21 protein-coding genes and 8 pseudogenes are annotated in these 20,615 nt (G+C 68.1%); 5 read left to right on the forward strand and 24 right to left on the reverse strand.

Annotation, left to right across the window (positions count from 1 at the left end):
- The first annotated feature begins 13 nt into the window (after positions 1-13).
- Positions 14-241, forward strand: coding sequence for a hypothetical protein (locus U6N30_RS28400; RefSeq protein ID WP_324278626.1), 228 nt, complete (start codon positions 14-16; stop codon positions 239-241).
- Here U6N30_RS28400 and U6N30_RS28405 read toward each other — a convergent pair.
- From U6N30_RS28405 to U6N30_RS34775, 3 genes and pseudogenes are all read right to left on the reverse strand, one after another.
- Positions 214-492: pseudogene (locus U6N30_RS28405) on the reverse strand (biotin carboxylase N-terminal domain-containing protein); the annotation flags it as partial. The gene U6N30_RS28400 and the pseudogene U6N30_RS28405 sit on opposite strands and share 28 nt — an antisense overlap.
- Before the next feature lie 742 nt (positions 493-1,234).
- Entirely contained in the window at positions 1,235-1,837 is a 603-nt protein-coding gene (locus U6N30_RS28410) for a hypothetical protein (protein ID WP_324274898.1), read from the reverse strand.
- A gap of 62 nt (positions 1,838-1,899) precedes the next feature.
- Positions 1,900-2,058: pseudogene (locus tag U6N30_RS34775) on the reverse strand (hypothetical protein); the annotation flags it as partial.
- Here U6N30_RS34775 and U6N30_RS28415 point away from each other — a divergent pair.
- The 3 genes from U6N30_RS28415 to U6N30_RS28425 all read left to right on the forward strand — a co-directional run bounded on the left by U6N30_RS28415 (position 1,990) and on the right by U6N30_RS28425 (position 4,303).
- The gene (locus tag U6N30_RS28415) at positions 1,990-2,214 is read left to right on the forward strand and encodes a hypothetical protein (protein ID WP_324274899.1); all 225 of its coding nucleotides are present in this window, start codon (positions 1,990-1,992) and stop codon (positions 2,212-2,214) included. The pseudogene U6N30_RS34775 and the gene U6N30_RS28415 overlap by 69 nt on opposite strands.
- An 851-nt stretch (positions 2,215-3,065) precedes the next feature.
- The gene (locus U6N30_RS28420; RefSeq protein ID WP_324274900.1) at positions 3,066-3,734 is read left to right on the forward strand and encodes an MFS transporter; all 669 of its coding nucleotides are present in this window, start codon (positions 3,066-3,068) and stop codon (positions 3,732-3,734) included.
- Positions 3,701-4,303, forward strand: a complete 603-nt coding sequence (locus U6N30_RS28425) for an MFS transporter (protein WP_324274901.1) — start codon at positions 3,701-3,703, stop codon at positions 4,301-4,303. The genes U6N30_RS28420 and U6N30_RS28425 overlap by 34 nt, the downstream gene beginning before the upstream one ends.
- A 573-nt stretch (positions 4,304-4,876) precedes the next feature.
- Here U6N30_RS28425 and U6N30_RS28430 read toward each other — a convergent pair.
- From U6N30_RS28430 to U6N30_RS28490, 12 genes and pseudogenes are all read right to left on the reverse strand, one after another.
- Positions 4,877-5,922 (reverse strand): annotated as a pseudogene (locus tag U6N30_RS28430) (alpha-hydroxy acid oxidase).
- Between the two features lie 251 nt (positions 5,923-6,173).
- Positions 6,174-7,265: a thiamine pyrophosphate-dependent enzyme gene (locus U6N30_RS28435; protein ID WP_324278518.1), complete on the reverse strand. Its 1,092-nt coding sequence runs from the start codon at positions 7,263-7,265 to the stop codon at positions 6,174-6,176.
- The gene (locus tag U6N30_RS28440; RefSeq protein ID WP_324274902.1) at positions 7,262-7,669 is read right to left on the reverse strand and encodes a hypothetical protein; all 408 of its coding nucleotides are present in this window, start codon (positions 7,667-7,669) and stop codon (positions 7,262-7,264) included. Before U6N30_RS28440 ends, U6N30_RS28435 begins: the two co-directional genes overlap by 4 nt.
- Positions 7,624-7,872 (reverse strand): thiamine pyrophosphate-binding protein, encoded by a 249-nt coding sequence (locus tag U6N30_RS28445; protein WP_324274903.1) that lies wholly within the window; start codon positions 7,870-7,872, stop codon positions 7,624-7,626. Before U6N30_RS28445 ends, U6N30_RS28440 begins: the two co-directional genes overlap by 46 nt.
- 60 nt (positions 7,873-7,932) lie before the next feature.
- Positions 7,933-9,476, reverse strand: a pseudogene (locus U6N30_RS28455) (aldehyde dehydrogenase family protein).
- Between the two features lie 98 nt (positions 9,477-9,574).
- Positions 9,575-10,090, reverse strand: a complete 516-nt coding sequence (locus U6N30_RS28460) for an ABC transporter permease (RefSeq protein ID WP_324274906.1) — start codon at positions 10,088-10,090, stop codon at positions 9,575-9,577.
- 11 nt (positions 10,091-10,101) lie between these two features.
- Complete coding sequence (locus tag U6N30_RS28465) at positions 10,102-10,479, reverse strand: ABC transporter permease subunit (protein WP_324274907.1); 378 nt, start codon at positions 10,477-10,479, stop codon at positions 10,102-10,104.
- Entirely contained in the window at positions 10,476-10,901 is a 426-nt protein-coding gene (locus tag U6N30_RS28470) for an ABC transporter permease (RefSeq protein WP_324274908.1), read from the reverse strand. Before U6N30_RS28470 ends, U6N30_RS28465 begins: the two co-directional genes overlap by 4 nt.
- Positions 10,902-10,903: 2 nt before the next feature.
- On the reverse strand, positions 10,904-11,293 hold the full coding sequence (locus U6N30_RS28475; RefSeq protein WP_324274909.1) for a hypothetical protein: 390 nt from the start codon (positions 11,291-11,293) through the stop codon (positions 10,904-10,906).
- Between the two features lie 144 nt (positions 11,294-11,437).
- Positions 11,438-12,376, reverse strand: a pseudogene (locus U6N30_RS28480) (ABC transporter ATP-binding protein); the annotation flags it as partial.
- A 145-nt stretch (positions 12,377-12,521) separates the two neighbouring features.
- The gene (locus tag U6N30_RS28485; protein ID WP_324274910.1) at positions 12,522-12,842 is read right to left on the reverse strand and encodes a hypothetical protein; all 321 of its coding nucleotides are present in this window, start codon (positions 12,840-12,842) and stop codon (positions 12,522-12,524) included.
- A 2-nt stretch (positions 12,843-12,844) separates the two neighbouring features.
- The gene (locus tag U6N30_RS28490) at positions 12,845-13,645 is read right to left on the reverse strand and encodes an extracellular solute-binding protein (protein ID WP_324274911.1); all 801 of its coding nucleotides are present in this window, start codon (positions 13,643-13,645) and stop codon (positions 12,845-12,847) included.
- A 175-nt stretch (positions 13,646-13,820) separates the two neighbouring features.
- Between U6N30_RS28490 and U6N30_RS28495 the strand changes: the two are divergent.
- Positions 13,821-13,963, forward strand: a pseudogene (locus U6N30_RS28495) (IS481 family transposase); the annotation flags it as partial.
- Between the two features lie 221 nt (positions 13,964-14,184).
- Here the strand turns inward: U6N30_RS28495 and U6N30_RS34780 are convergent.
- The 9 genes and pseudogenes from U6N30_RS34780 to U6N30_RS28530 form a co-directional block, all read right to left on the reverse strand.
- Positions 14,185-14,388, reverse strand: a pseudogene (locus tag U6N30_RS34780) (isochorismatase family protein); the annotation flags it as partial.
- Positions 14,316-14,666: a hypothetical protein gene (locus U6N30_RS28500; RefSeq protein ID WP_324274912.1), complete on the reverse strand. Its 351-nt coding sequence runs from the start codon at positions 14,664-14,666 to the stop codon at positions 14,316-14,318. The pseudogene U6N30_RS34780 and the gene U6N30_RS28500, both read right to left, overlap by 73 nt.
- Positions 14,667-15,266: 600 nt before the next feature.
- On the reverse strand, positions 15,267-16,763 hold the full coding sequence (locus U6N30_RS28505; protein WP_324274913.1) for an amidohydrolase family protein: 1,497 nt from the start codon (positions 16,761-16,763) through the stop codon (positions 15,267-15,269).
- Positions 16,764-17,067: 304 nt separating this feature from the next.
- The gene (locus U6N30_RS28510) at positions 17,068-17,865 is read right to left on the reverse strand and encodes an ABC transporter substrate-binding protein (protein WP_422678155.1); all 798 of its coding nucleotides are present in this window, start codon (positions 17,863-17,865) and stop codon (positions 17,068-17,070) included.
- Positions 17,781-18,098, reverse strand: a pseudogene (locus tag U6N30_RS34785) (ABC transporter substrate-binding protein); the annotation flags it as partial. The gene U6N30_RS28510 and the pseudogene U6N30_RS34785, both read right to left, overlap by 85 nt.
- 52 nt (positions 18,099-18,150) lie before the next feature.
- Positions 18,151-18,621 (reverse strand): ATP-binding cassette domain-containing protein, encoded by a 471-nt coding sequence (locus tag U6N30_RS28515; protein WP_324274914.1) that lies wholly within the window; start codon positions 18,619-18,621, stop codon positions 18,151-18,153.
- Positions 18,622-18,712: 91 nt separating this feature from the next.
- Positions 18,713-19,018, reverse strand: a complete 306-nt coding sequence (locus U6N30_RS28520; RefSeq protein ID WP_324274915.1) for an ATP-binding cassette domain-containing protein — start codon at positions 19,016-19,018, stop codon at positions 18,713-18,715.
- Between the two features lie 14 nt (positions 19,019-19,032).
- Positions 19,033-19,887, reverse strand: a complete 855-nt coding sequence (locus U6N30_RS28525) for an ABC transporter permease (protein WP_324274916.1) — start codon at positions 19,885-19,887, stop codon at positions 19,033-19,035.
- A gap of 85 nt (positions 19,888-19,972) precedes the next feature.
- Positions 19,973-20,476: an ABC transporter permease gene (locus tag U6N30_RS28530; protein ID WP_324274917.1), complete on the reverse strand. Its 504-nt coding sequence runs from the start codon at positions 20,474-20,476 to the stop codon at positions 19,973-19,975.
- Between the last annotated feature and the right edge of the window lie 139 nt (positions 20,477-20,615).

The raw sequence follows: 20,615 nt of genomic DNA on the forward strand, positions 1-20,615 counted from the left end.
GCCAGCGACTGCCTTGACGAACAACGGGAAGGGCAACGACTCCGCAGCGGCCAGCAGGGCGACGAGGTCAGCACTCGGCTCGCTGGACACCAGCACCGGCAGACCAGCCTCCCGCGCCGCGGTGATCGCCCGCGACTTGTTGCCGGTCAGCTCCAGCACCTTCGCGGGCGGGCCGACGAAGGTGATCCCCGCGCGCACGCACGCCTCGGCCAACTCCGGATTCTCCGACAGGAAGCCGTAGCCCGGGTAGACGGCATCCGCGCCCGCCCGCCGGGCGGCACCGATGATCTCGTCGACCGACAGATACGCCCTGACCGGATGCCCCACCTCACCGATCGGGTAGCTCTCGTCGGCCTTGAGCCGGTGCACGGAGTTGCGGTCCTCCCACGGGAAGACTGCAACCGTCTCGGCGCCCAGCTCGTAGGCCGCGCGGAACGCCCGCACCGCGATCTCGCCTCGGTTCGCGACCAACACCTTGGAGAACATGACCATCCACTTCCGACGGGGTCCTTGCCCGAGCCTCTCCGAGACACTCCCTGGTTGACGGGCCAGGTGTCTTCGTCGACGCCGTGCCACTCGCTTCTCGGCGGACGCCCTCGGCGTCCATCAGACGGGACTGCTGCGACATCGGTCGACACTCGGTCTGCTCCTTCCTCCCGGAGAGGATGTCGCTGTGACCGAGAGGAGTTCCCGCCGGAGTTCAGGCGTGACGTCGTGGAGGTCGCCCGCCGCGGTGCCCGGAGTCAGGCCGATGTCGCCGCCGAGTGCGACGTCTCCGTCGAGTCCGTGCGGCCCTGGTGCAGGCCGACATCGGTGACTGCCTCGTCGACGGACACACCGGTGCCGAGCCCGACGCCGTGCAGCTTCGCCGCACGACGCCGCGGACGGAGCTGGAGCTGGCGATGCCGCGTCGAGCCGCAACCTGTTCTCGCCGCCGGCAGCCTCCCCGGGCGACGCTTTCCATACCCGGGTGTCACGTCACGCTGGCCTGCACGTGGCGGAAGACGGAGGGAGTGGCGCCGCCGTGGTCCGGAGCACGGCCCGCTGCACGTGCCCCGGCTCCGTCAGCGCGGACACCCGCCGCAGGTCGATCAACACGGACGGGCCGGCCGCTCTGGGTCCCGCTGCGGCCCTGGACCGCCGATCACGAGCTCCGCCACGGGGCTGCGGCTCCGTGAGCATCGCATGAACCTCGGTCGAGTCCAGGCATGCCTCGTACCGAACGACGCTCGCGTCACAGCTCGAGGGTGGCAGGCGCAAAGATGCGCTCCAACGGCACCGACCCGCGGCTGAGCCCCTGCCGATGCGACTCGGCCACGAGTTTCTCGAGCATCGCTCGGTTCTGCCTGACGCCGTAGGGGTAGAGGTCCGCGACGATCTCGCCGTCACGGATGAACGTCGCGTAGCCCATCGAGGTGTGCAGGGTCAGGCCGGCGACCAGACTCTCCTCGTAGCGACGCTTGCTCTCGCGGAACGCCTCGAAGAGGTTGAGTGCCAACCAGGGGTGCCGATCGATCAGCGCACGGCGTACGACGATGCAGTGGTTGGCCGGAGTGAAGCCGACCTCGTCGAAGCGGCGGCTCGTCTCCGCCACGCGGTCCGGGAACATCCACGTGGCCACCGAGGGCGGCAACGTCACCGGGCTGCGGTCGACCGTAGTCGGCTCGTCGTTGAACAGGAGCGCCGGCTCGTAGACGATGGCGGCGTCCAGCGTGCCGTCGGTGAGCCGCGAGCCGATGCTCTCGTCCTCGGGGATGAACTCCATGGACACGCCCTCCGGGCCGGTATAACCGACGCCGCCCGCGTGGCTGAGCTTGGGGTCCTCTCCATGAACCACTGCATGTCCGTGGCTTCGACGCCATAGAACGCCGAAAGGGCGTAGCGCGTCCAGAGCGCCGCAGTCTGCTGGTAGTCGGGCACACCTACCCGGCGACCCTTGAGGTCGGAGATCTCCGAGATTCCCGCGTCGGTGCGCACCATGGCGAACGTGTGGAAGAAGCGGCGGTCCGGAAAGACCGGGAGCGCTACCCACGTGTCGTCGCCGCGGTCCAGCAACATCAGGAGCGAGGACAGCGACATCTCGGAGATGTCGAACTCGGCGAAACGCAACTGACGCCAGAAGATGTCCGGCGCCTGCAGTTCGCACGGAGTCAGATCGACACCCTCGACTGGGCACAGGTCGTCCAGGACACCAGCGACGCGCGGATTGCGTGAGCTGGCGAAGGTGAGATGCAGACGCATGCAATGTCTCCCCAGGTAGGTGACCGGGTCAACGCGGAAGAGCGTTGCGAGCCCCGACGATCTTCTCGAGCGGAGCGCGGTCACGATGGAACACATACTTCCGAACGTCGCCGCGGCCCAGCAGCTGAGCATGGCGGCTCTGCTCGCTGATGCATCCCAGACTGACGAATGATCGTTCATAAGTCAACGGGAGGGACCGTGCCGCGGGGAGGCCGCGGGCGGTCATCCCGCAGATGGATGCCGGCCGGCCCGGCACCGTCCGCGATGGAGGTGACCTGGAGACCCAGGATCTCCCAAGTCTCGTCGCCGTTCACCCGCGCGTCGTCGCGAGCGCGTTGATCACCTGCCACCCTCCGACACCTGGCGCACGCGCGCGTCCGCGGCGACGATCAGCCACGAAGTGGCGCCCAGCTACCGGTGCCGGAAGCTCCACGACGTGCGCGCCGAGATCCTCGGTCCTCGCACTGACCTGCGACTCCGGGAGTCGCGTGCTGCCAGAGACTCGACGAGCTCCGCCATCCGCCGGGCGCTCCCCGGGCAGGCAACCAGATCGCGACGACAGCGGTTCGCTCTCGGCGCCAGCGGCGGCGCTCCAGCAGCCTGGCGGCCGTTTCGGGTGTTGGTGCGCTCGGCCGTTCAGGTGCCGTAGTCGGCGCCACAGAACGCGTCAGCAGCTGCCATCGGCGTGTTCCCGCGCAGCCGGGTCGACCGGATCGCTGATCGGGACGCCGCACTGCAGACTAGGGTCAGCGAGCCACGTCGCCCCGTGCTCCAGAAGCCCTCGGCTGGCGGCCAACGCACAGAACGGACGAGAAGGGCCACGAGTGGCTGACCGCTCCCTGCTCGATCGGCGGCGGGGAGTGAACGCCGTCGGGGCGGCCGCCAGTGCCACCACCGTCGGCGCCCTTCCCGTCTACCTCGTAGGCGCGCTGTCCGTGCAGATCGGGCGGGACCTGGACCTCTCGAGCGCCGCGATCGGGACCATCGTGGCGACCTTCTGGGGGACGTCCGCGTTGTTCTCCGTCGCCGCGGGACGGTTCGGCGACCTCGTCGGGGTCCGCACCGGCCTGGGCCTCTGTGCCGTGCTGGCTTCTCTCAGCCTGATGGGTACAGCGGTGCTCGGCTGGTCGGCGTGGTGGCTCGCGTCGACTCTGGCCGTGGCCGGCGTCGCCAACGCGGCGGCCCACCCGTACAGCAACATGTTGCTCACACAAGCTGTGCCGACCCGCCGGCGCGGCCTTGCATTCGGCATCAAACAGGCAGCCATTCCCCTCGCCACACTGCTTGCGGGCCTCGCAGTGCCCGCCCTTGCCGTGACCGTGGGTTGGCGGTGGGCGTTCGTGTCCGCGGCGGTACTGGCGTTGCTCCCGCTACTCATGCTGCGGGGAGTCGATCGCGGACGGCAGCACAGGCGACCTATGGCGTCCCGACGGGCGCACCGACCCGCCCCATTACCCCCTTGTTGCGCAGATTCCTGCGCATCACGGCTCTGACGACCGGACTGGCGGCGGCGCAGAACACTTCCATCGGTGGTTTCGTCGTGCTGTCGGCGGTGGCGCACGACATCCCGCCCGCCCAGGCCGGCCTGCTCCTCGCTGCGGGCAGCGTCATCTGCGCCGCGTGTCGTCTCGCGGTCGGAGCGGCGGCGGACCGAGGCATCGGCGGCTCGATGCGGATGGTCTCGATCATGCTCGCCGCGGGGGCGGTCGGCCTGCTCGCCATGGCCCACCACGCCCGCTTGACGTTCGTGATCGGATGCCTGCTCGCGTTCGGCGGCGCATGGGGTTTTCCGGGGCTGGTCCACTACGTGGTCGGCCGGGTTGCAGGATCTGCGACGACAAGGGCCACGGCGACCGTCCAAGCCGGCACCTCAGCGGGCGCGACAGTGGGCCCGGTGATCTTCGGCCTCGTGCTCCACCACGCCGGACAGACGGTCGCCTGGGGATCGGCTGCCGGCGTAGCAGCGGTAGCCGCGGCGCTGGCCCTGTGGGCGCACCGCACCGAGCGGGCGCTGATCGGGGCGTCCCGCCCCGGGTCTGCTCGAGACACTCGATCCAGGTGAGGAGGTGCGCCATGGCGGCAGCGAGCGCAACCCGGCCGGGAGGGGCCCGGGCGGGTCCGAAACCGGCTGTGGATCGATCCCGGGACGCGGCGCACCTGAGTGACCAGGCCGGGATCAGGTGGCCCGCCGGCCGGACACCACGACCCTTGATGGGGCCAGGCTCGCGGAACTGGAGAGATGGAGCCGCGACCTGCGGCGGACGAGTGCCATCTCGAAGAGCGGATCGACGCCCTCCCGGCTGGCGCCTGCCGAGGTGGCCGCCAACCGGGCGTGTCCTTCCCGATCGACGCCGAAGCGGTCGCGCGGGCCGCGCTGCGCCGTGGACCCGGCGGATGGGTGCGATCGACCGGGTCACGTCGTCCTGCGTGGCACCGCGTCCAGCCTGCAACACCATCGCCGACGAAGCCACGCCCTGACGGCAGACCTTCCGACCACTGCTCGGCGTCCATCGCCCCCGTGCTGGGCCCGGGGAAGGCCCAGCATGACCTCATCGTCGCGCCAGATCGCCTGCGCCACGGGTCGGAATGACCCGGAGATGCCAGCGGACTCCTAGGGGCAGGACCCGAGGGAACTTCACTCTGCGAGAACGTGCCTGCCCAGCTCGGTCGGCCGGCAGCAGCCCACGTAGCTCATCGTCTTCTCGAACTGGTCGCCCAGGATCTCGATGGCCTTGTCGACACCGGATCGGCCGGCGGCCGCCAGCCCGTACAGCGTCGCTCGTCCTAGCAGCACGAAATCAGCGCCGAGTGCCAACGCCTTGAGCACGTCGCTACCGCGACGGACACCTCCGTCCACCATCACCGTCACGGACCCGCCCAGCTCAGGCGCCACCTCGCGCAGCACGTCGAGTGGGGCGCGCGAGCTGTCCATCGCCCTACCGCCATGGTTGGACAGGACGACCCCATCCGCTCCGTGCGCCGCAGCGCGTCGGGCGTCACCGAGGTTCATCACGCCCTTCACCACCAGCTTTCGGGGCCACATGGTGCGGATCCGTTCCAGGTCGCCCCACGTCATCGAGATCTTCATCGGTGGAGTCGGGGCCGTCCCCGTATCGAGGGCCACGATGCGGCGATACCCCTCGGGGTAGTTGACGTTCGCCGGCAACCCCGTCGTCAAGCCGGCGCGCAGGATGACGTCGTAGAGCCAGCGCGGATGGCGAGCCATGTCCCGGAAGGCCACCACGTTCGGGCGGAACGGGAACTGGTAGCCGTTGCGCACATTGTGTTCCCGCAGATGCCCCAACCCGTGGTCTATCGTCACCACCAGCGCTTCGAAGTCGAGGTCCCGGGCGCGGGCGATGAGTTCGTACGAGTGTCTGACTTCCTCCCAGAGGTACAGCTGGTACCACTGACGGCCGCCGACTGCGGCTACGGTCTCCATCGACGTCATCGACGGAGTAGCCAGCGTGAACGGAATACCGGCGGCAGCGGCCGCTTCCGCCAAGGCGAGTTCTCCCTGACGCCAGAGCAGCCCAGCCGCCCCGGTAGGCCCGATCCCGAAGGGGCCGCCACGGGAAGACCGAAGATGCTCGTTCCCAGACTGCGATCTCGCAGATCGACCAGGTACCGCGGCTCGAGGCGGACCCGTTCGAAGGCACGTCGGTTCTCCCGAAGCGCGATCTCGTCCTCGGCCCTCGGTCGAGGAACTCGAAGATGCCCGTCGGCAGGCGCGCCTCGGCCAGCGACCGGAGATCATCGATGCTCGCACAGCGATCAAGCCTGGCCACAGGCGACCTCGTCATTCGTGACCGCCCACGTCAGCAGCTCGGCCGACACCGAGGTCCCGAACGGCACACCGGCTCGGGCGCTCGTCGAGCGCCCCGTCTGCGGCGCCATTCTTCGCGCTTCGCGCTGATCGGCCGGCCCAGCCGTCACCCGCTCACGCCTGGGCGCTCGCTGAGCACGCCGGCCCCGGCGTGGGAGGGGTAGCCGCGCCCGACGAAGACGTCCACCACGGCGGGTCGGCCTGCCTCGACCTGCTCCACCGCGCGGGCAAGGGCCTCGTCGACCTCGTCCAGGGAGCCGACAGGCCCGATACCGACGAGCCCCATGGATTCCGCCATACCCGCGATGTTCGGTTGCGGTTCCTCGGTGCGCATGCCGATGTGGGCGTTCTCCCGCGGCCGTCCCCGCACCATCGCGATCCTGTCCTGGTGCAGCTCGTCGTTGAAGTAGGAGCCGTTGTTCGCCACCACCACCAACAATGGGATCTCGTAGCGCGCGGCGGTCCACAGTGCAGTGAGTCCCATGAGGGTGTCGCCGTCGCCCAGCACCGCGATCGTGAAGCGACCACTGCCCTTCAACGCCAAGGCCGCCCCCACAGCTATCCCGGGTCCGGACCCGATCCCACCACCACCATCGGAACCCAGGAAGGAGAGCGGCTCGCCCATCGGCCAGTACTCGGCCTGCCAGGATGTCGGCACGTGTGCCAGGGTCGTCGGCAGGTGGCCCACCGCGGCGTGGAGGCGCTGTCCCAACTCGGCGACCGTAGCGCGGCGCCCGCCGCTGTCGGAGGGTGGCTGCGCCCGCTCCGCGGACGGCGAGCCGTGCGGCATCTCGCGTGGAACGGTGTCCACGCGCAACGCGCAGGCCAGGGCGTGCACCGCGTCGTCGGGATGACAGTTCAGTGAGATGTCGACGGGGGCGAGCGCATAGTCGTTCTTCGTCCACCCGTTGAACAGTTCATGCTCGCTGCCGGCGGCGATCACCGTGACGTCGGGCTCACGATCGCCGAACGCCGTGGCCAGCGTCCCGCCCAGGTCCTCCCACTCCAGCGCGAGCAGCACATCGGCAGCGGAAAGCATCGCCCGATCGGAGCCGGTCAGGACGTTGCCCGGGCTGCCCCCGTGCAGCTCGTGGTCCGTGGGGAAGGCGGCCGCCATCTTCAGATCGGTGACCACCCGGGCCCCGATGCGCTCGGCAAGCTCGATCCGACGCCGCCATGCCTCCGGGTCACGGCTCACGCGCCCGGCCAGGATGACCGGGCTGGAGGCGCGGGCCAACAGACCCGCCGCTTCGACGACCGCGTCCGCGTCCGGAGCGGATCGCGAGGGGGCCGATACCTGCGGGCATCGCGGGACTTCCAGGAGGCGACCCGCTGCTCCTGCACGGCAGCATCGACACAGACGAACGTGGGCGCATGGGGATAGGCGCGGGTCAACTGGTTGGCCCGCAAGATGGAGTCGACCGACGCCCGGACGGTGGTCGGTTGATCGTCCCACTTGACGAAATCCCGAACGAGAGCCGGCATGTCGGAGGCGGTGTGGATCCAGTCGATCCAGGGCCGCCGGCTGTCGGCCGCCAGCGGCCCGGTGGCACCGATCAACAGCATGGGCACTCGGTCGCAGAAGCCGTTGAAGATCGCCATCGAGGCGTGCATGAGCCCCACGTTGCTGTGGAGCAGGACGCCGAGGGCTCGCCGGTGACCTTCGCGTACCCGTGCGCGATGGCCACGGCATGCTCCTCGTGGAGGCACACCAGCATCTCCGGCTGCTGATTGCCGAGATGGTTGACGAGGCTGTCGTGCAGGCCGCGGAAGCTCGCCCCCGGGTTGAGGGTGATGTAGGGCACCCTGACTGCCGCAGCGCCTCGGCGATGGCATCGCTCCCCACTCGACCTGCGCTTCAGAGCTCATGCCGTTCTCCCGAGGATGACGTTGATCGCCTTCGAGGTCGTGTAGCTCTCGAGCTCCTCGAGACCGTCTTCGAGGCCGACCCCGGAATTCTTCACGCCCCCGTAGGGCACACCGGGAAAGAGTCGCGGCCAGCCATTGATCCAGACATATCCGACGTCGAGCTGTCGGGCGACGGTGATCGCGCGGGTCACGTCATTGGTCCAGACATTCGCCGTCAGTCCGTACTCGACGCCGTTAGCGATCGCCACGGGATCATCGCCGTCCCCCACCGGACCACCGACAGCACCGGGCCGAAAACCTCCGTCTGCTCGATGATCTGGCCAGGACGGACGTGGTCCAACACCGTGGGCGCGATGACCAGCCCCTGCTCACAGCCGTCCGGTCGCCGACCGCCGGTCCGTACGTGGGCTCCTTCGGCGACCCCGCGTCCGATCAGATCGAGGATCTTGTCGTGCTGACCGCGGGAGACGATCGTCCCCTGCTCACTGCTGGGATCGAACGGCGAGCCGGATCGGCGTGCCTCGATGATGTCCACGGCACGGGCCACCACCTCGTCTGCGATGGACTCGTGCACCAGCAGCCTGGAGGTCGACATGCAGGACTGACCCGACCACGTGAAGTTCATGCCCTCGACCGCGGCGCGGGCGACCTCGGCGGGGTCCACGTCCGGATAGGCGATGAGCGCGTTCTTGCCACCCAGTTCCAGGGTCACGTGCTTGACGGCCCCGTCAGCGGCGTCCCGCTGGATGGACCGCCCTGTGGGTGCACTCCCGATGAAGCCGATCCGCCGCACTCTCGGGTCACGCACCATCGCCCGTGGGAGTGCGGCATCCCGACCGGTCACCACCGAGAGGACACCGGGCGGAAAGACGTCCTTGAGCACCTCGCCCATCAGTAGCGCGGAGAGCGGCGCCAGTTCCGAGGGTTTGATGATGACGGTATTACCGGTCAGGAGCGGGGCCGCGATCTTGGTAGCCGCGAACATGAACGGATGGTTGTAGGCCACGATGCGCAGGGTCACCCCGTAGGGCTCCCGGACCGTGAGGTGCAGGTTTCCCGTTGCGGGGATCGTGGCGCCGCGCACTTCCGGCGCGATGCCGGCGAGTCGCCGGATCGCTTTCACGGCCGCACACCCGTCCTGTAGAGCCAGCGTGATCGGCGACCCGGCATCCGCGGTGTCCAGGAGGGCGAAGTCGTCCAGCCGCTCCTCCAGCACATCGGCCGCCCGCTGCACCAGGTGGGCCCGCTCCGAAACCGGCACGGCACGCCAGCCGGGCGCGGCGGCAGAAGCGGCGTCCACGACCCGAGTCGCATCGCCGGCATCGGCGTCCGGAACCCGAGCGATCTCCTCCTCGGTCCAGGGACTGATGCTGGAGAACGTACGTCCACCGCTGGCCTCCTCCAGTTCGCCACCGATGAACAGCCGGCGCTGCTCGCCCAGCAGCGTGGCCGCCCGCGCCTCGATGGAGACCGCATCTGCGTCCCCGTTCGCGATCGCTGCCTGCAACTCACTCATGAATCGTTCTCCTGACGCTGGCATGCTTCGGCCGGCCGGTGGCGGCTCCGGCAACGACGGTTGATGACTCGGAGTGGTAAGCCGCTCGCTGAGGACCGCCCCTCCTCGCGGAGACGAACGGGTCAGCGCTGCAGCGCCTTGCGCAGTCCGACGAACTTCTCCAGGAGAATGGTGATGACTATGGAGAAGGCGACCGTCAGTGTCGCGGCGGCGTAGAGCGACGGTGTCAGATTCTGCTCACTGAGTGCAAACAGCTGGACCGGCAAAGGTGTGACACCACCGCCGGCCAAGAAGAGCGACAGGGGCACGTTGTCGAAGCTGATGAGAATGGCTAGCACCGCGGACGCGATGAGTGCCTGCCGAATGACGGGCAGACTGATCTGGACGAAGACGCGGAAAGGTGAGGCACCGAGGCTGGCGGCCGCGAGCTCCAGGTCCTGACCACGTCCTTCGATGCTGGCGACACACGTGACGATGACATAGGGCGTCACCAGGATGACGTGGGCGGCCAGCAGCCCCAGGAAGGTTCCACGCAGAGACGCCCCACTGATCACCTGGTACATCACGTAGGACTGGTACAGGGCCATTCCGAGGATGATCTGTGGGACTTGCAGCGGGCTGCGGAAGAAGGTGTCCACGATCCGTGGCATCACCCCCGGGTCCGGGCCACCCAGAAGCTTGCCGGCACTGCGAGTGCGACACTCAGCGCAGCCGCCATGGCGGCCAACTGAAGGCTCAGCACGAAGGCCTCGTACAACGCCGGCGAGATGTTCGCGTAGGCGGACAGAGTCCACTGCCGTGGCGGTACGTCGAGAGCCGGCGCCCGGTTGAAGGAGGCGATGACGATGATGACCATGGGTGCCAGCAAGAAGATCACCGACAGCAGGCCGGCGATCCACACCACCGAGTGGGACAAACGGTCCAGAATCCACTGGGCCCGACCCGGTCGGAGCTCGGGGACCTCGCCGACGAGCGCGGTGGAGCCGCCCGGCAACGTGCGGCGAGCACCTGTCTCCGTCGCGGTCACGAGGACCTCTCCCTTCTTCCCACTCTGAGCCGCGCGTAGCCCAGGGATACCGCCACGGTGAGGAGGACGATCACGAAGAGGATCACCGCCAGTACCGCGGCGCGCGGATAGTTCAGCGCCGTGGTGGCGTCCGAGTACATGAGGATCGAGAGCACACCGACGCGGCCACCGCCGAGCAGCACCGGTGTGGTGAACGCCCCCGCCGTGGTCGCGAACGCGAGCATCCCGACGGCCACGCACCCATTGACGGTCTGCGGCAGGAAGATGCGGAAGAAGGTCGTCCATTCACTGGCACCCAGGCTGCGCGCCGCCATGACATGGCTCGCCGGCACCCGCTGCATGACAGGCATCAGTCCGATCACGGCGATCGGCAGAACCGCGTGGACAGTACCGATCACGACCGCGGTGAAGTTGTTGCTCACGTTCAGGGGCTGTCTATGAGGCCGGAACCCACCAGGAGCGTGTTGACCGGGCCGTCTCTGGACAACAGGACGCGCCATCCGAGAATCATGGCAACCGTGCTGCTGAACATGGTGGCGGCCGTCACCGTGAAGAGGAAGCCACCCAAGCGTTTGAAGCGGACGATGAGGTAGGCGACGGGATAAGCAAGCAGCAGTGCGAATACCGTCACGAGAGAACACAACAGGATTGTCTGCCCAATGGCTGACCGGTAGAACTCGCTTCCGAGCACTCCCGCGAAGGTGTCGAACCCGACCGGGCCGGTCACCTCGCCGTAGAGGCCGGGCCGATAGAACGCGAGCCTGAAGAAATATATCTGCGGGATGACGAAGAAGACCAAGTAGAGCAGGAGCAACGGCGCAACCTTGACGCCGGCGATCCTCCACGACCACATCTGCCGGACGGCACCACTCCCCGTCTGGGCGTCCGGCTGCCGTCCGCCGTCTTGGTGACTGCGGCGAAGGCATTCTTTCTTCGCGCACTCAACGCTCCTCGTGGATCACGTGGGCGTTGTCGGACCTCCATGCGAGGTAGACGGTCTCCCCTGCTGGGCGTCGAGTTCACGGTCATTGACATGGAATGCGTGATGCTCGGTCGCCACCGTGATCAGACCCATCTTGCCCAGGAAGCGGCGGCCGGTGACGATTCCCGAGACCGACCCTTCGACCTCGTGACGCGAGCATTCGATGTCCTCGGGCTGAAGGACCACATACACTCGGCCGCGCGTGGTATCGCGTCCGAGCTCGACCGTACCGAGCTGACCTGGCAGACCAGACGCGCGGCCCGACGCCGCCGCGTCCGGATCCACCTCTATGACGGTCTTGTTCCCGACGAAGGTCGCGACGAAGTGCGTTGTCGGTTCGTGGTACACATCGTGAGGTCGCCCCTGGCTCGAGATACGCCCGTCAGCCATCACCACGACCTTGTCCGAGAGAGTGAGCGCCTCCTCCTGGTCGTGAGTGACGTACAGCGTGCTGATCCCGAGCTGTTGCTGGATCCGCCGAATGTCCAGTTGGAGCTGCTGACGCAGCTTGAGGTCGAGCGCTGCCAGAGGCTCGTCCATCAGCAACAGTTGCGGTCGGATCACGATCGCCCGCGCCAGCGCCACTCGTTGCTGTTGGCCACCGCTCAATTGATCGGGGTACCTCGTGGCGTAGTCGGTCAGACCCACGAGCTCCAGGATCTCGCCGACGGCCAGGAGCGCTTCCCGCTTGGACATCTTCCGGGTTCGCAGCCCGAAGGCGACGTTGCGTTCGATGTTCATGTGCGGGAACAGAGCGTAGTTCTGGAACACCATCCCGAAGTTCCGGAAGCGGGGTGCCCGATCGTTGATCACAGTTCCATCGACGGTGACCCGGCCGACGGCCGGAGACTCGAATCCCGCCACCGTCTTCAGGATCGTCGTCTTACCGGACCCCGAGGGTCCGAGCAGCGAGACGAATTCCCCGGCTCGATCTCCAACGAGACATCATCGACGGCCACGACGTTGCCATACTTGACCGTCAGATCGCTGATGCCTATGCGGGCGCGGCGCGGATATGTCACTGATTCTCCTAGCGCGGGAGCCTCCACGGGACGCCGGGTCAGTTCTTGAAGCGCTGGTTCCACGCATCCACCCACGGGGCGGCATAGGTCGAGAACCACTCGCGATAATCGGGGACGTAGAGGTCCTCGAGGTTGTAGTCGCCGACCATGTCCGAGAGCTCAGGATCCTGCTTGGCCTTTTCGAGCAGATCAGTTCGCGCGGGGAGGTAGCCGAACTGTTCCTGCAACTCCGACATGGAGGCCTCATTGGCAGCGATATCGATGAAGGCATGCGCCAGTTGCGGCTTGTCAGTTCCCTTCACGAGGTCCCACGTGTCGTAGAGGCCGACGTAACGGTAGGACTCCCCGTCGATGGTCACGTTCAATGGCTGGAACTCGATGGGCTCCCCTGGAGCGTCAAGTTGAGGCACCTGCCATCCAGGATCGGCGTCACCCACACGTCACCCGATTGCAGGCTCTGCTGCACGTCGGCGGTACTGGTCCAGAAGGACACCGGCTGTGCCTCTTCGATCTTGTCGAGGAGACCGGCCGGGTCATCGAAGTCGACGTCGAAGTGCGCCGCCAGCGCGGGAAGTGTGGCCTGCGTATAGAAGGTCGAGATGTCGGGCATCGAGAAGTGACCCGCGAGTGCGGGGTCGAACCAGTCGTCGATGGATCCCTGCAACTGGATGCCTGCCTGCTGAATTCGTTCCGTGTTCACGCACGTTCCGAGACGAATCACGATGTTGGCAGGCCCGTAGCCTTCGTTGGGGTAGACCTCATCGGGTAGGAACTCACCCGACTCCGTGAGCAGGTCGCGGTCCAGTTCCTCCAGCAAGTCCGCCGCGATGGCCTGGGTCTGGGTAGGCGTGTCCAGGAACACCACGTCGGCCGGGGGCTCTCCGCCCTTCGACTGCAGCAACTTGGTGAGATTCGTCGGAGCCGCGCCCGGCAGCCACTCGATCGTCGCGCCGGTACGTTCGGTGAACTGCCGGTCGACGTTTGCCTGCCATGCGGAGTTGATGTCGGGCGAGCTGCCCTGGATGACCAACGTGCCGCTCTCGTAGTCGCCAGCGTCGCTTGCAGCGTCTGCCGGCCCGGCATCATCACCGCCGCACGCAGCCAGGGTGACCAGGGCGAGGCATGTGGCGCTCGCGATCAGGGACTTGGAGTGCGTCTTCATCGACTGGACCACCTAAACGTCGCACCGTGTGACGGGTGCCACAGCATGCCTGAATGAACGGTCAGCTGTCAACGGCTCCGTGCCCTCGCTCGCAGCGTCCACCCAAGCTGGTGCGCGACAACGGGCATCCACGTAGATGCGCCACCCGTGATCCTCGGGCGACCTGACGGCGGTGGATCCGATGACCGGACCGTTGATCCGGGGCTCGAAGGTGCCCGCGGTCGAGCGCCAGCAGTCGGTGCCCGGCGAGCTGGTCCACACGGACGCCACGCAGCCGGCCGGCATCCCGACGGCGGCGGCTGGCGCGCACACGTCCGGAGCGTCCGCCGTCGGTCACGGGCACAAGCCGGTGCCGACGCGCCTCGACGACGCCACCGAGCCGCCGCCTGGCCATGACGGCCGTGGCACCAGGCGCACGGCAGGCCTGATGGTCAGCGAGAGGAACCCTCAGTCCTGAGGTGGTCCAGCACCTCCGTCAACGGGATGACGTTGCCGTACTTCTGGTCCATCTCGAACAGGCTCACGCGATGGCTGGTCGGAACCCGATCGAAGACACACTCCTCGACGATGCCTACGCCGAAGCCGTGGGAGAAGGCGTCGACCACGCTGGCGCGAACGCAACCGCTCGTGCTCGTCCCTGCGATCAGCAGATCCCGGACACCGGCAGATTTCAGTCGTTCGGCCAGGTCTCCCTCGAAGAAGACGCTCGGAGCTGATTTGACGACGACCTCGTCCCCTGCCAGGGGAAGATGTCGTCGACGATCTGCGCGTCGTCAGCGGGCCGCGCATCCAACCGGCCATGCTTGTGCTGCCACACGCCGCCGCCGACCAAGTCGCCCGACTCATCGCGGGAGTAGATCACCGGTCGTCCTGAAGCGCGGGCCGCTCCGGTCAACTCGGCAATGGCGTCGACCGCCGCCCAGGCGGTGTCACCACATGAGTTGGGGTAGACCGCTCGCGACTCCTCCGGGCTCATGCCTCGCTGCCCCGTGAAGCCGTAGGTGACGTCGATGACCAGCACGGCCAGATCTCCGCTGAGCTCGCTTCGCTGTCCGAATCCTGCGCTCGCGTAGATCTGCCGCTCGGCTTCTGGCAGTGCGTGACGCCACGACCCTGCTCGTTCCACGATCCTCTGCCTCCAGTCCCGCCCCGAAGCCATCCGTCCACGCGACCACCCCCGTCAGCCCGACGGCATGCTCGACATGTCGAGCCACGGATGACACAGCTTGCTGAACGAACGTCCATGCGTCAACCGGTGCCGGGGGCCGGGGAATCCCGGCCCCGTCGATGGCTTCGGCTCGGCGGATGGCGTTGCGGAGCTGGGTCGATCGGTGGACCGTGCACGACCACGCCCACGCTGCCGGACGGCCGCCACACCGATCACGGCGCACGCCACGTGGGTCGTGACGCGGACTCCAGCCCGGCCCCCGAGAACAGCGCCTCAGCGAGGCGACCCACGTCACCGGCACGATCCTGCCCGTCGGCAACGGCGGTCCCTCCTGCGAGGCGCGCCGCAACCGGACCCGGATGCCCGCGACCAGCGCCCGACGGGGTCGCCGACGCCGCGCTCCTCGCTGCATCCGGCTCGACGCCGCAGACGCCGGCCCGGATCGAACCGGGGTCAGGTCCGCGTGCGCTGGAGGAAGCGGTCGATCCCGATGTCCTGGCTCCAGACCCGCCGCTGCGCCTCAGCCATGTACGGCAACGCGCGCTCGCGGGACTTCACGACCTGCTCGTAGTCGTCCACGAAGTGGCGCATGAGGCCGGCCACCTCCTCGCGCAGCGCCTGCTCGTCCACTGTCGTGACCGTGCCGTGGTCGAGGATCATGCGACCGGCGACCATGACGCTCTCCACGCCGCGGCCGGTCTCGGTGTAGACCAACTGGCGGGCCGCGCTGTTGTACGGCAGGTAAGCGACATCGTCCAGGTCGACGAAGACGATGTCGGCCTCCCGCCCCTGCTCTATGGCCCCGATCCGGTCACCCAGCCCCACCGCCCGAGCGCCGCCCAGGGTCGCGTGGCGGAGCGCCTCGTGTGCGAGGGGCGGCCCGGGCTCGGGGTCGCTCACCGCTGCGAACAGGCAGAACAGCTTCATCGCCTGGAACAGGTTCTGCACGTCCGTCCCGCTGCAGTTGTCGCACCCGAGCGCGAGGCGGACTCCCGCCTCCCGCATGTCGAGGACCGGCGCGACGCCGCTCTTCAATTTGAGATTGCTCAGGAAGTTGAGCACGATCCCAGCGTCGGCCGCCGCCATCTGGTCGATCTCCCCGCGCGAGATCCACACGCTGTGCACGATGTTCAGCAGTGGGTTGAGCAGCCCGACGTCCCTGAGGAAGGTCACCAGGGAACCGCCGTGCTGCCCGAACAGCTCACGTGCGATCAGCACCTGGCCGCGCGTCTCGTACACGTGCGTGAACACCGGGAGGCCGCGCTCCGCCGACAGCTCCGCGCACCCCTCGAGGAGCTCCGGCGTGCACCGCTGCGGCGCGAAGGGCGCGACCGCCCAGTGATGCGCGCCGGCGGCCGGGCGCCGGTCCAGCTGGGCCCGGAGGAAGTCGAGCTGCTCCTTCGCGGGCTGGGCCCGCGTACCGAGCATCTCCTGCACATCCTCGGGAAGCGTGTCCCGGTGCCGGACCATGGCCACGGGCGGGATGTCCCAGACCATGGGCGAGAACACGCTGCGAATCCCGACCTCCCGGTACGCCGAGAGGACGACGTCGACGCTCTCCTCGGTCAGCGGGACCAGTCCCAGCATGTCCTGGACCGTGGTGATCCCCGACCGGAGGCATTCCAGGGCCCCGACCAGCGTGCGCGCCCTGATCTCCTCCTGGCTGCGTCCCGCTCCCATCGGCAACGTGTAGAGCAACCACGTCTCGAGTGTCTGCTCCTCGAACATGCCGCGGCACAAGGTGTCGTGCGAGTGGTAGTGGGAGTTGATCAATCCGGGGACGAGGAGCTTGCCCGACGCGTCGACCACGGTGGCGTCCGGGGCCACCAGTTGGGGCCCCACCTCGACGATCCTGCTGTCCTCCACGAGCACGTCGGCGACGCGTGGCCGGTGCACGTCGCCGCCGTGCTCGTACACCTGACCGTTGCGGATGAGCGTTCTTTCGGACATGTCACGTCCTCACTGGGAGAAGGGATGGGGCGCCTCGCGGTGAACCGTCGGTAGGACGGGCCGGAGAAGCGGATGGATCAGGGCGGCGGACACCGCGGTCCCCGAGCGTCGCGGTACGGGCGTCGAGGCCCACTGTTCGTGGGTGTTGGTGCTCCGATGGCTGAGCAGCTCATGCCATGGGCGGCGTCGATGACCGATCAAGGACTTCCTCCGGCTCGCAGGGGGCCGCGGACTTGCTCGGCAGCCCTGGACGGTCGCCGCACCAGCGCGCTCCTCGTGAATGACTGGTCAGTGCACGCCGTCGTCATGTTCCGAGGCACACGCCCAGCCAACCGGCCCGGCCCTCAGTCCTCCGGCTCGTAGAGGAGTTCCGTGGGATCGGAGAGGGCGTCCTGCTCGAGCATCCCGTACTTGACCGCAGCCTCGTAGATGCCCTGGAGCGAGGACTCCTTGGGCAGGCCCTCGGGCCACTCCCCAGCTGGACCTCCTGGGCGAGCTCGGGATCCACGTTCATGAAGCCGGGCAGGAAGGACCGGACCTCGTCGGGGTTCTCCTCGGCGTACGCCCGGGCGGTGTCCATGCAGGCGAGGAAACTCTCCGTGACATCGGGGCTCTGCTCCAAGAACGTGTCGGTCGTGAACCAGGAGGAGATGTCCAGCCCCTCCTCGATGGCCTCATAGGAGTCGGCGATGACCCGGCTTCCGTCCTGCTCCGCCAGCGTCACGAACGGCTCGCCCGTGTGGCCCGCGTCCACCCGTCCCTCGCGGAGGGCGAGGGGGACGTCGGGCAGCCCGATCTCCACGAACTCCACGGTCGACAGATCGACGCCGGCCTCCTCCAGCGTCGCCTGCACCGCGGCCTGCTGGAGGCTGTTGAGCGTGTTCACGGCAATGGTCGAGTTGGCCAGGTCCGCCGGCGACTGGACGTCGCTGTCTGGCCCGACCACGAGTGCCTCGACGAACCTGTCCGGGGGCCGCGTCTCGCGACTGGCGGCGGCGACGATGCGCAGGGCAGGCCCTGGCCTCGTGCCACCATCAGGGACAGGTTGTTGGAGAACCCGAAGCCGTACTGCCCGCTGGCCACCGCCGGCACCAGCGCGGATCCGCCCTGGGCCAGGTGGAGCTCCACGTCGAGGCCTTCGTCCTCGCAGAAGCCCTGGTCGACACCGAGCGCGAGGGGGCGAGGGTGACGATGGGGAGGATGCCGACGTCGAGCTTGGTCAGCTCTCCACCGCCGCCGCCTTCCTCCCCTCGGATGCGGTGGAGCCGCCGTCCCCGCCACCGCACGCGGCCAGGGCTGCGACGAGGAGCAACGCAGCTGCGCTGCGGCCCACATCCGACCGACGGCTACCACGACCTGTTCCACGAGGGATGTTGCTGCGCATGGCTCACGCCCTTCTGGAGGATGATCGGTCCGCGGCGGCGCCGCGACCTGTCAGTGCGCGCGGTCTAGTCGTCCGCACCTCGTCGGACCTGCGCGTTTTCGGCCGGGCGATCGTCCGCGCCCATGATCGCCCGGAAGACATGCCCCGGAGGCGCACGTAATCGGACAGCTCCTTCGTCGTGGTCTGGTGGCGCGGCCTCGGCAGGGGCACGGACAGGACCTCCTGCACGCGCGTCGGCGGGCGCGTCAGGATGATCACCCGGTCCGCCAGGTAGACCGCCTCGTCGATGTCGTGCGTGACGAACAGGACGGTCATGCCGAAGCTGTCGCGGACCCTCAGGATCAGGTCCTCGAGCTCGATGCGCGTCTGTGCGTCGACCGACGCGAAGGGCTCGTCCATGAGCAGGATCTCGGGCCGGTAGGAGATCGCGCGCGCGATGGCGACTCGCTGCTGCATGCCCCCGACAACTGCCATGGGTACTTGTCCGCCGCACCGGATAGTCCCACCGCAGCCAGCGCGTCCTCCACGGCGGCCCGTCGCTCTGCCTTCGACCTGAGCTTCTTCTTCAGAGGGAACTCCACGTTCCCGCGCACGGACATCCAGGGGAACAGCGAGCGGTTGTACTCCTGGAAGACCAGGGCCATCTCCTCGGGGGCTGGCGCACCACCCGGCCCTGGAGCTCGACCGATCCGCTCGTCGGTGGCATGAGCCCGGAGAGACACCGCAGCAACGTCGTCTTCCCGCAGCCGGACGGTCCCACGATGCAGAGGAACTCGCCCTGCTCCACCGCGAAGCTCACGTCCGCGATGGCCAGGTGGGCGGTCTCGCCGGAACCGTAGGACTTGCGGATCCCGCTGACTTCCAGAATCACCTGCACACTCCTTCCTAGTGAAACCGCAGGACCGGCGCCGTCTGCCTATCGGGCAGCCGAGGTTCGGCGGGACCGCGCCGCCTTGGTCGGCGCCGCCACCCCAGCTCGCTGCCCCGGAAGCCGCGGTGCCAGGCGAGGACGCGCCTCTCCACGAGAACCAGGACGAGGTTGATCAGGTAGCCGAGGAGGCCCAGGAGCAGGATCCCGGCCCACATGTCCGCCGTGGCGAACAGCCGCTGCGCCTGCAGGATGGAGTAGCCGACCCCGTTCGTGCTGGCGACCATCTCGCTGACCACCATCAGGATCAGGGCGAGGGCGAGACTGGTCCGGAGACCGGCGAAGATCTGCGGACTCGCCGACGGCAGCGTCACCCGCCAGAGCCGCTCGGCCCTGGTGAAGCCGAAGCTGCGCGAGACGTCCATCAGCGTGGGTTCCACGGACCGGACGCCGTCCGCCGTGTTGAGCACTACGGGGAAGCAGCACCCCAGCGCGATGATGAACACCTTCATCGTGGTGTCGACGCCGAACACGACGATGCCGAAGGGAATCAGCACGACCGCAGGCAGCGCGCGCAGGAACTCGACGGTCGGCCCGAGCAGACGTCTCGCCCATGTGGAGAGCCCGAGAGCGGTTCCCAGCACGACGCCGACGACGGCGCCGACGAAGTAGCCGGTGGCCATGCGACCGAGACTCGGAAGCGCGTGCTCGACCAGGCCCTCGCCCAGCCAGACCTCGCCGAAGCGCTCGAGGATCAGCGACAGAGGTGGGAAGTAGAAACTCGTGGAGTTCGCGGACCAGACGTACCAGAGCGTGAGCAGGACGAGCGGAGACAGGATCTCGATGGCGAGCAGGACGATCTTGCGGTTCATGCCGACGTCACCTCCCGGTGACTGACGTGCCACCGGAGGGCGTGCCTCTCGCCCCGGCGCAACGCCGCGCTGAGCCCGAGGCTGATCAGCCCGGTGGCCAGGATGAGGGCGTACATGAGGTCGTTGGCACCGCCGCTCTGCGCGAGCAGGATCGCCTGCCCCAGGCCGGGCACGCCGGCGACGAGCTCGGCGGTGATCGCCAGGATGATGCCGAGCGCGGAGGCGACACGGAGGCCGGTTGCCAGGTAGGGGCTGCGCTGGGCAGCGTCACGCGGAAGAAGATGGCAACGCGCCCCACGCCGAAGGACCGAGCGGTGTCCCGGGCCACGGGGTCGACGTCCTGCACCCCGTAGATGGCCTGGACGAGGATCGGCCAGAAGGTCGCGAATGCCACGAGGAAGATCTTCATGTCCATGCTGATGCCCAGGACCAGGATTGCCAGGGGCAGCAGGGCCACCGACGGGACCGGGCGCAGGAACTCGACCGTCGCCCGCGTCGCGCGGTCCAGGTACGCGTTGCTGCCGATGAGCACGCCGAGCGGCGCGGCCAGCAGGATGGAGATGCCCAGTCCGATCGCCCATCCCTGCAAGGTGGAGCCGACGTCCGACCAGAAGGCTGTGTCACCGAGCAGACCCGCGAATCGCGGAAGGACCTCCGAGGCCGGGGGATGTTCTCCGGAGGAAGGACGCCGATCCGGGGCAGGAGCTCCCACAGGACGAGTGCGACCA

Source organism: Blastococcus brunescens, from assembly GCF_035320885.1.
Classification (GTDB): Bacteria; Actinomycetota; Actinomycetes; order Mycobacteriales; family Geodermatophilaceae; genus Blastococcus_B; species Blastococcus_B brunescens.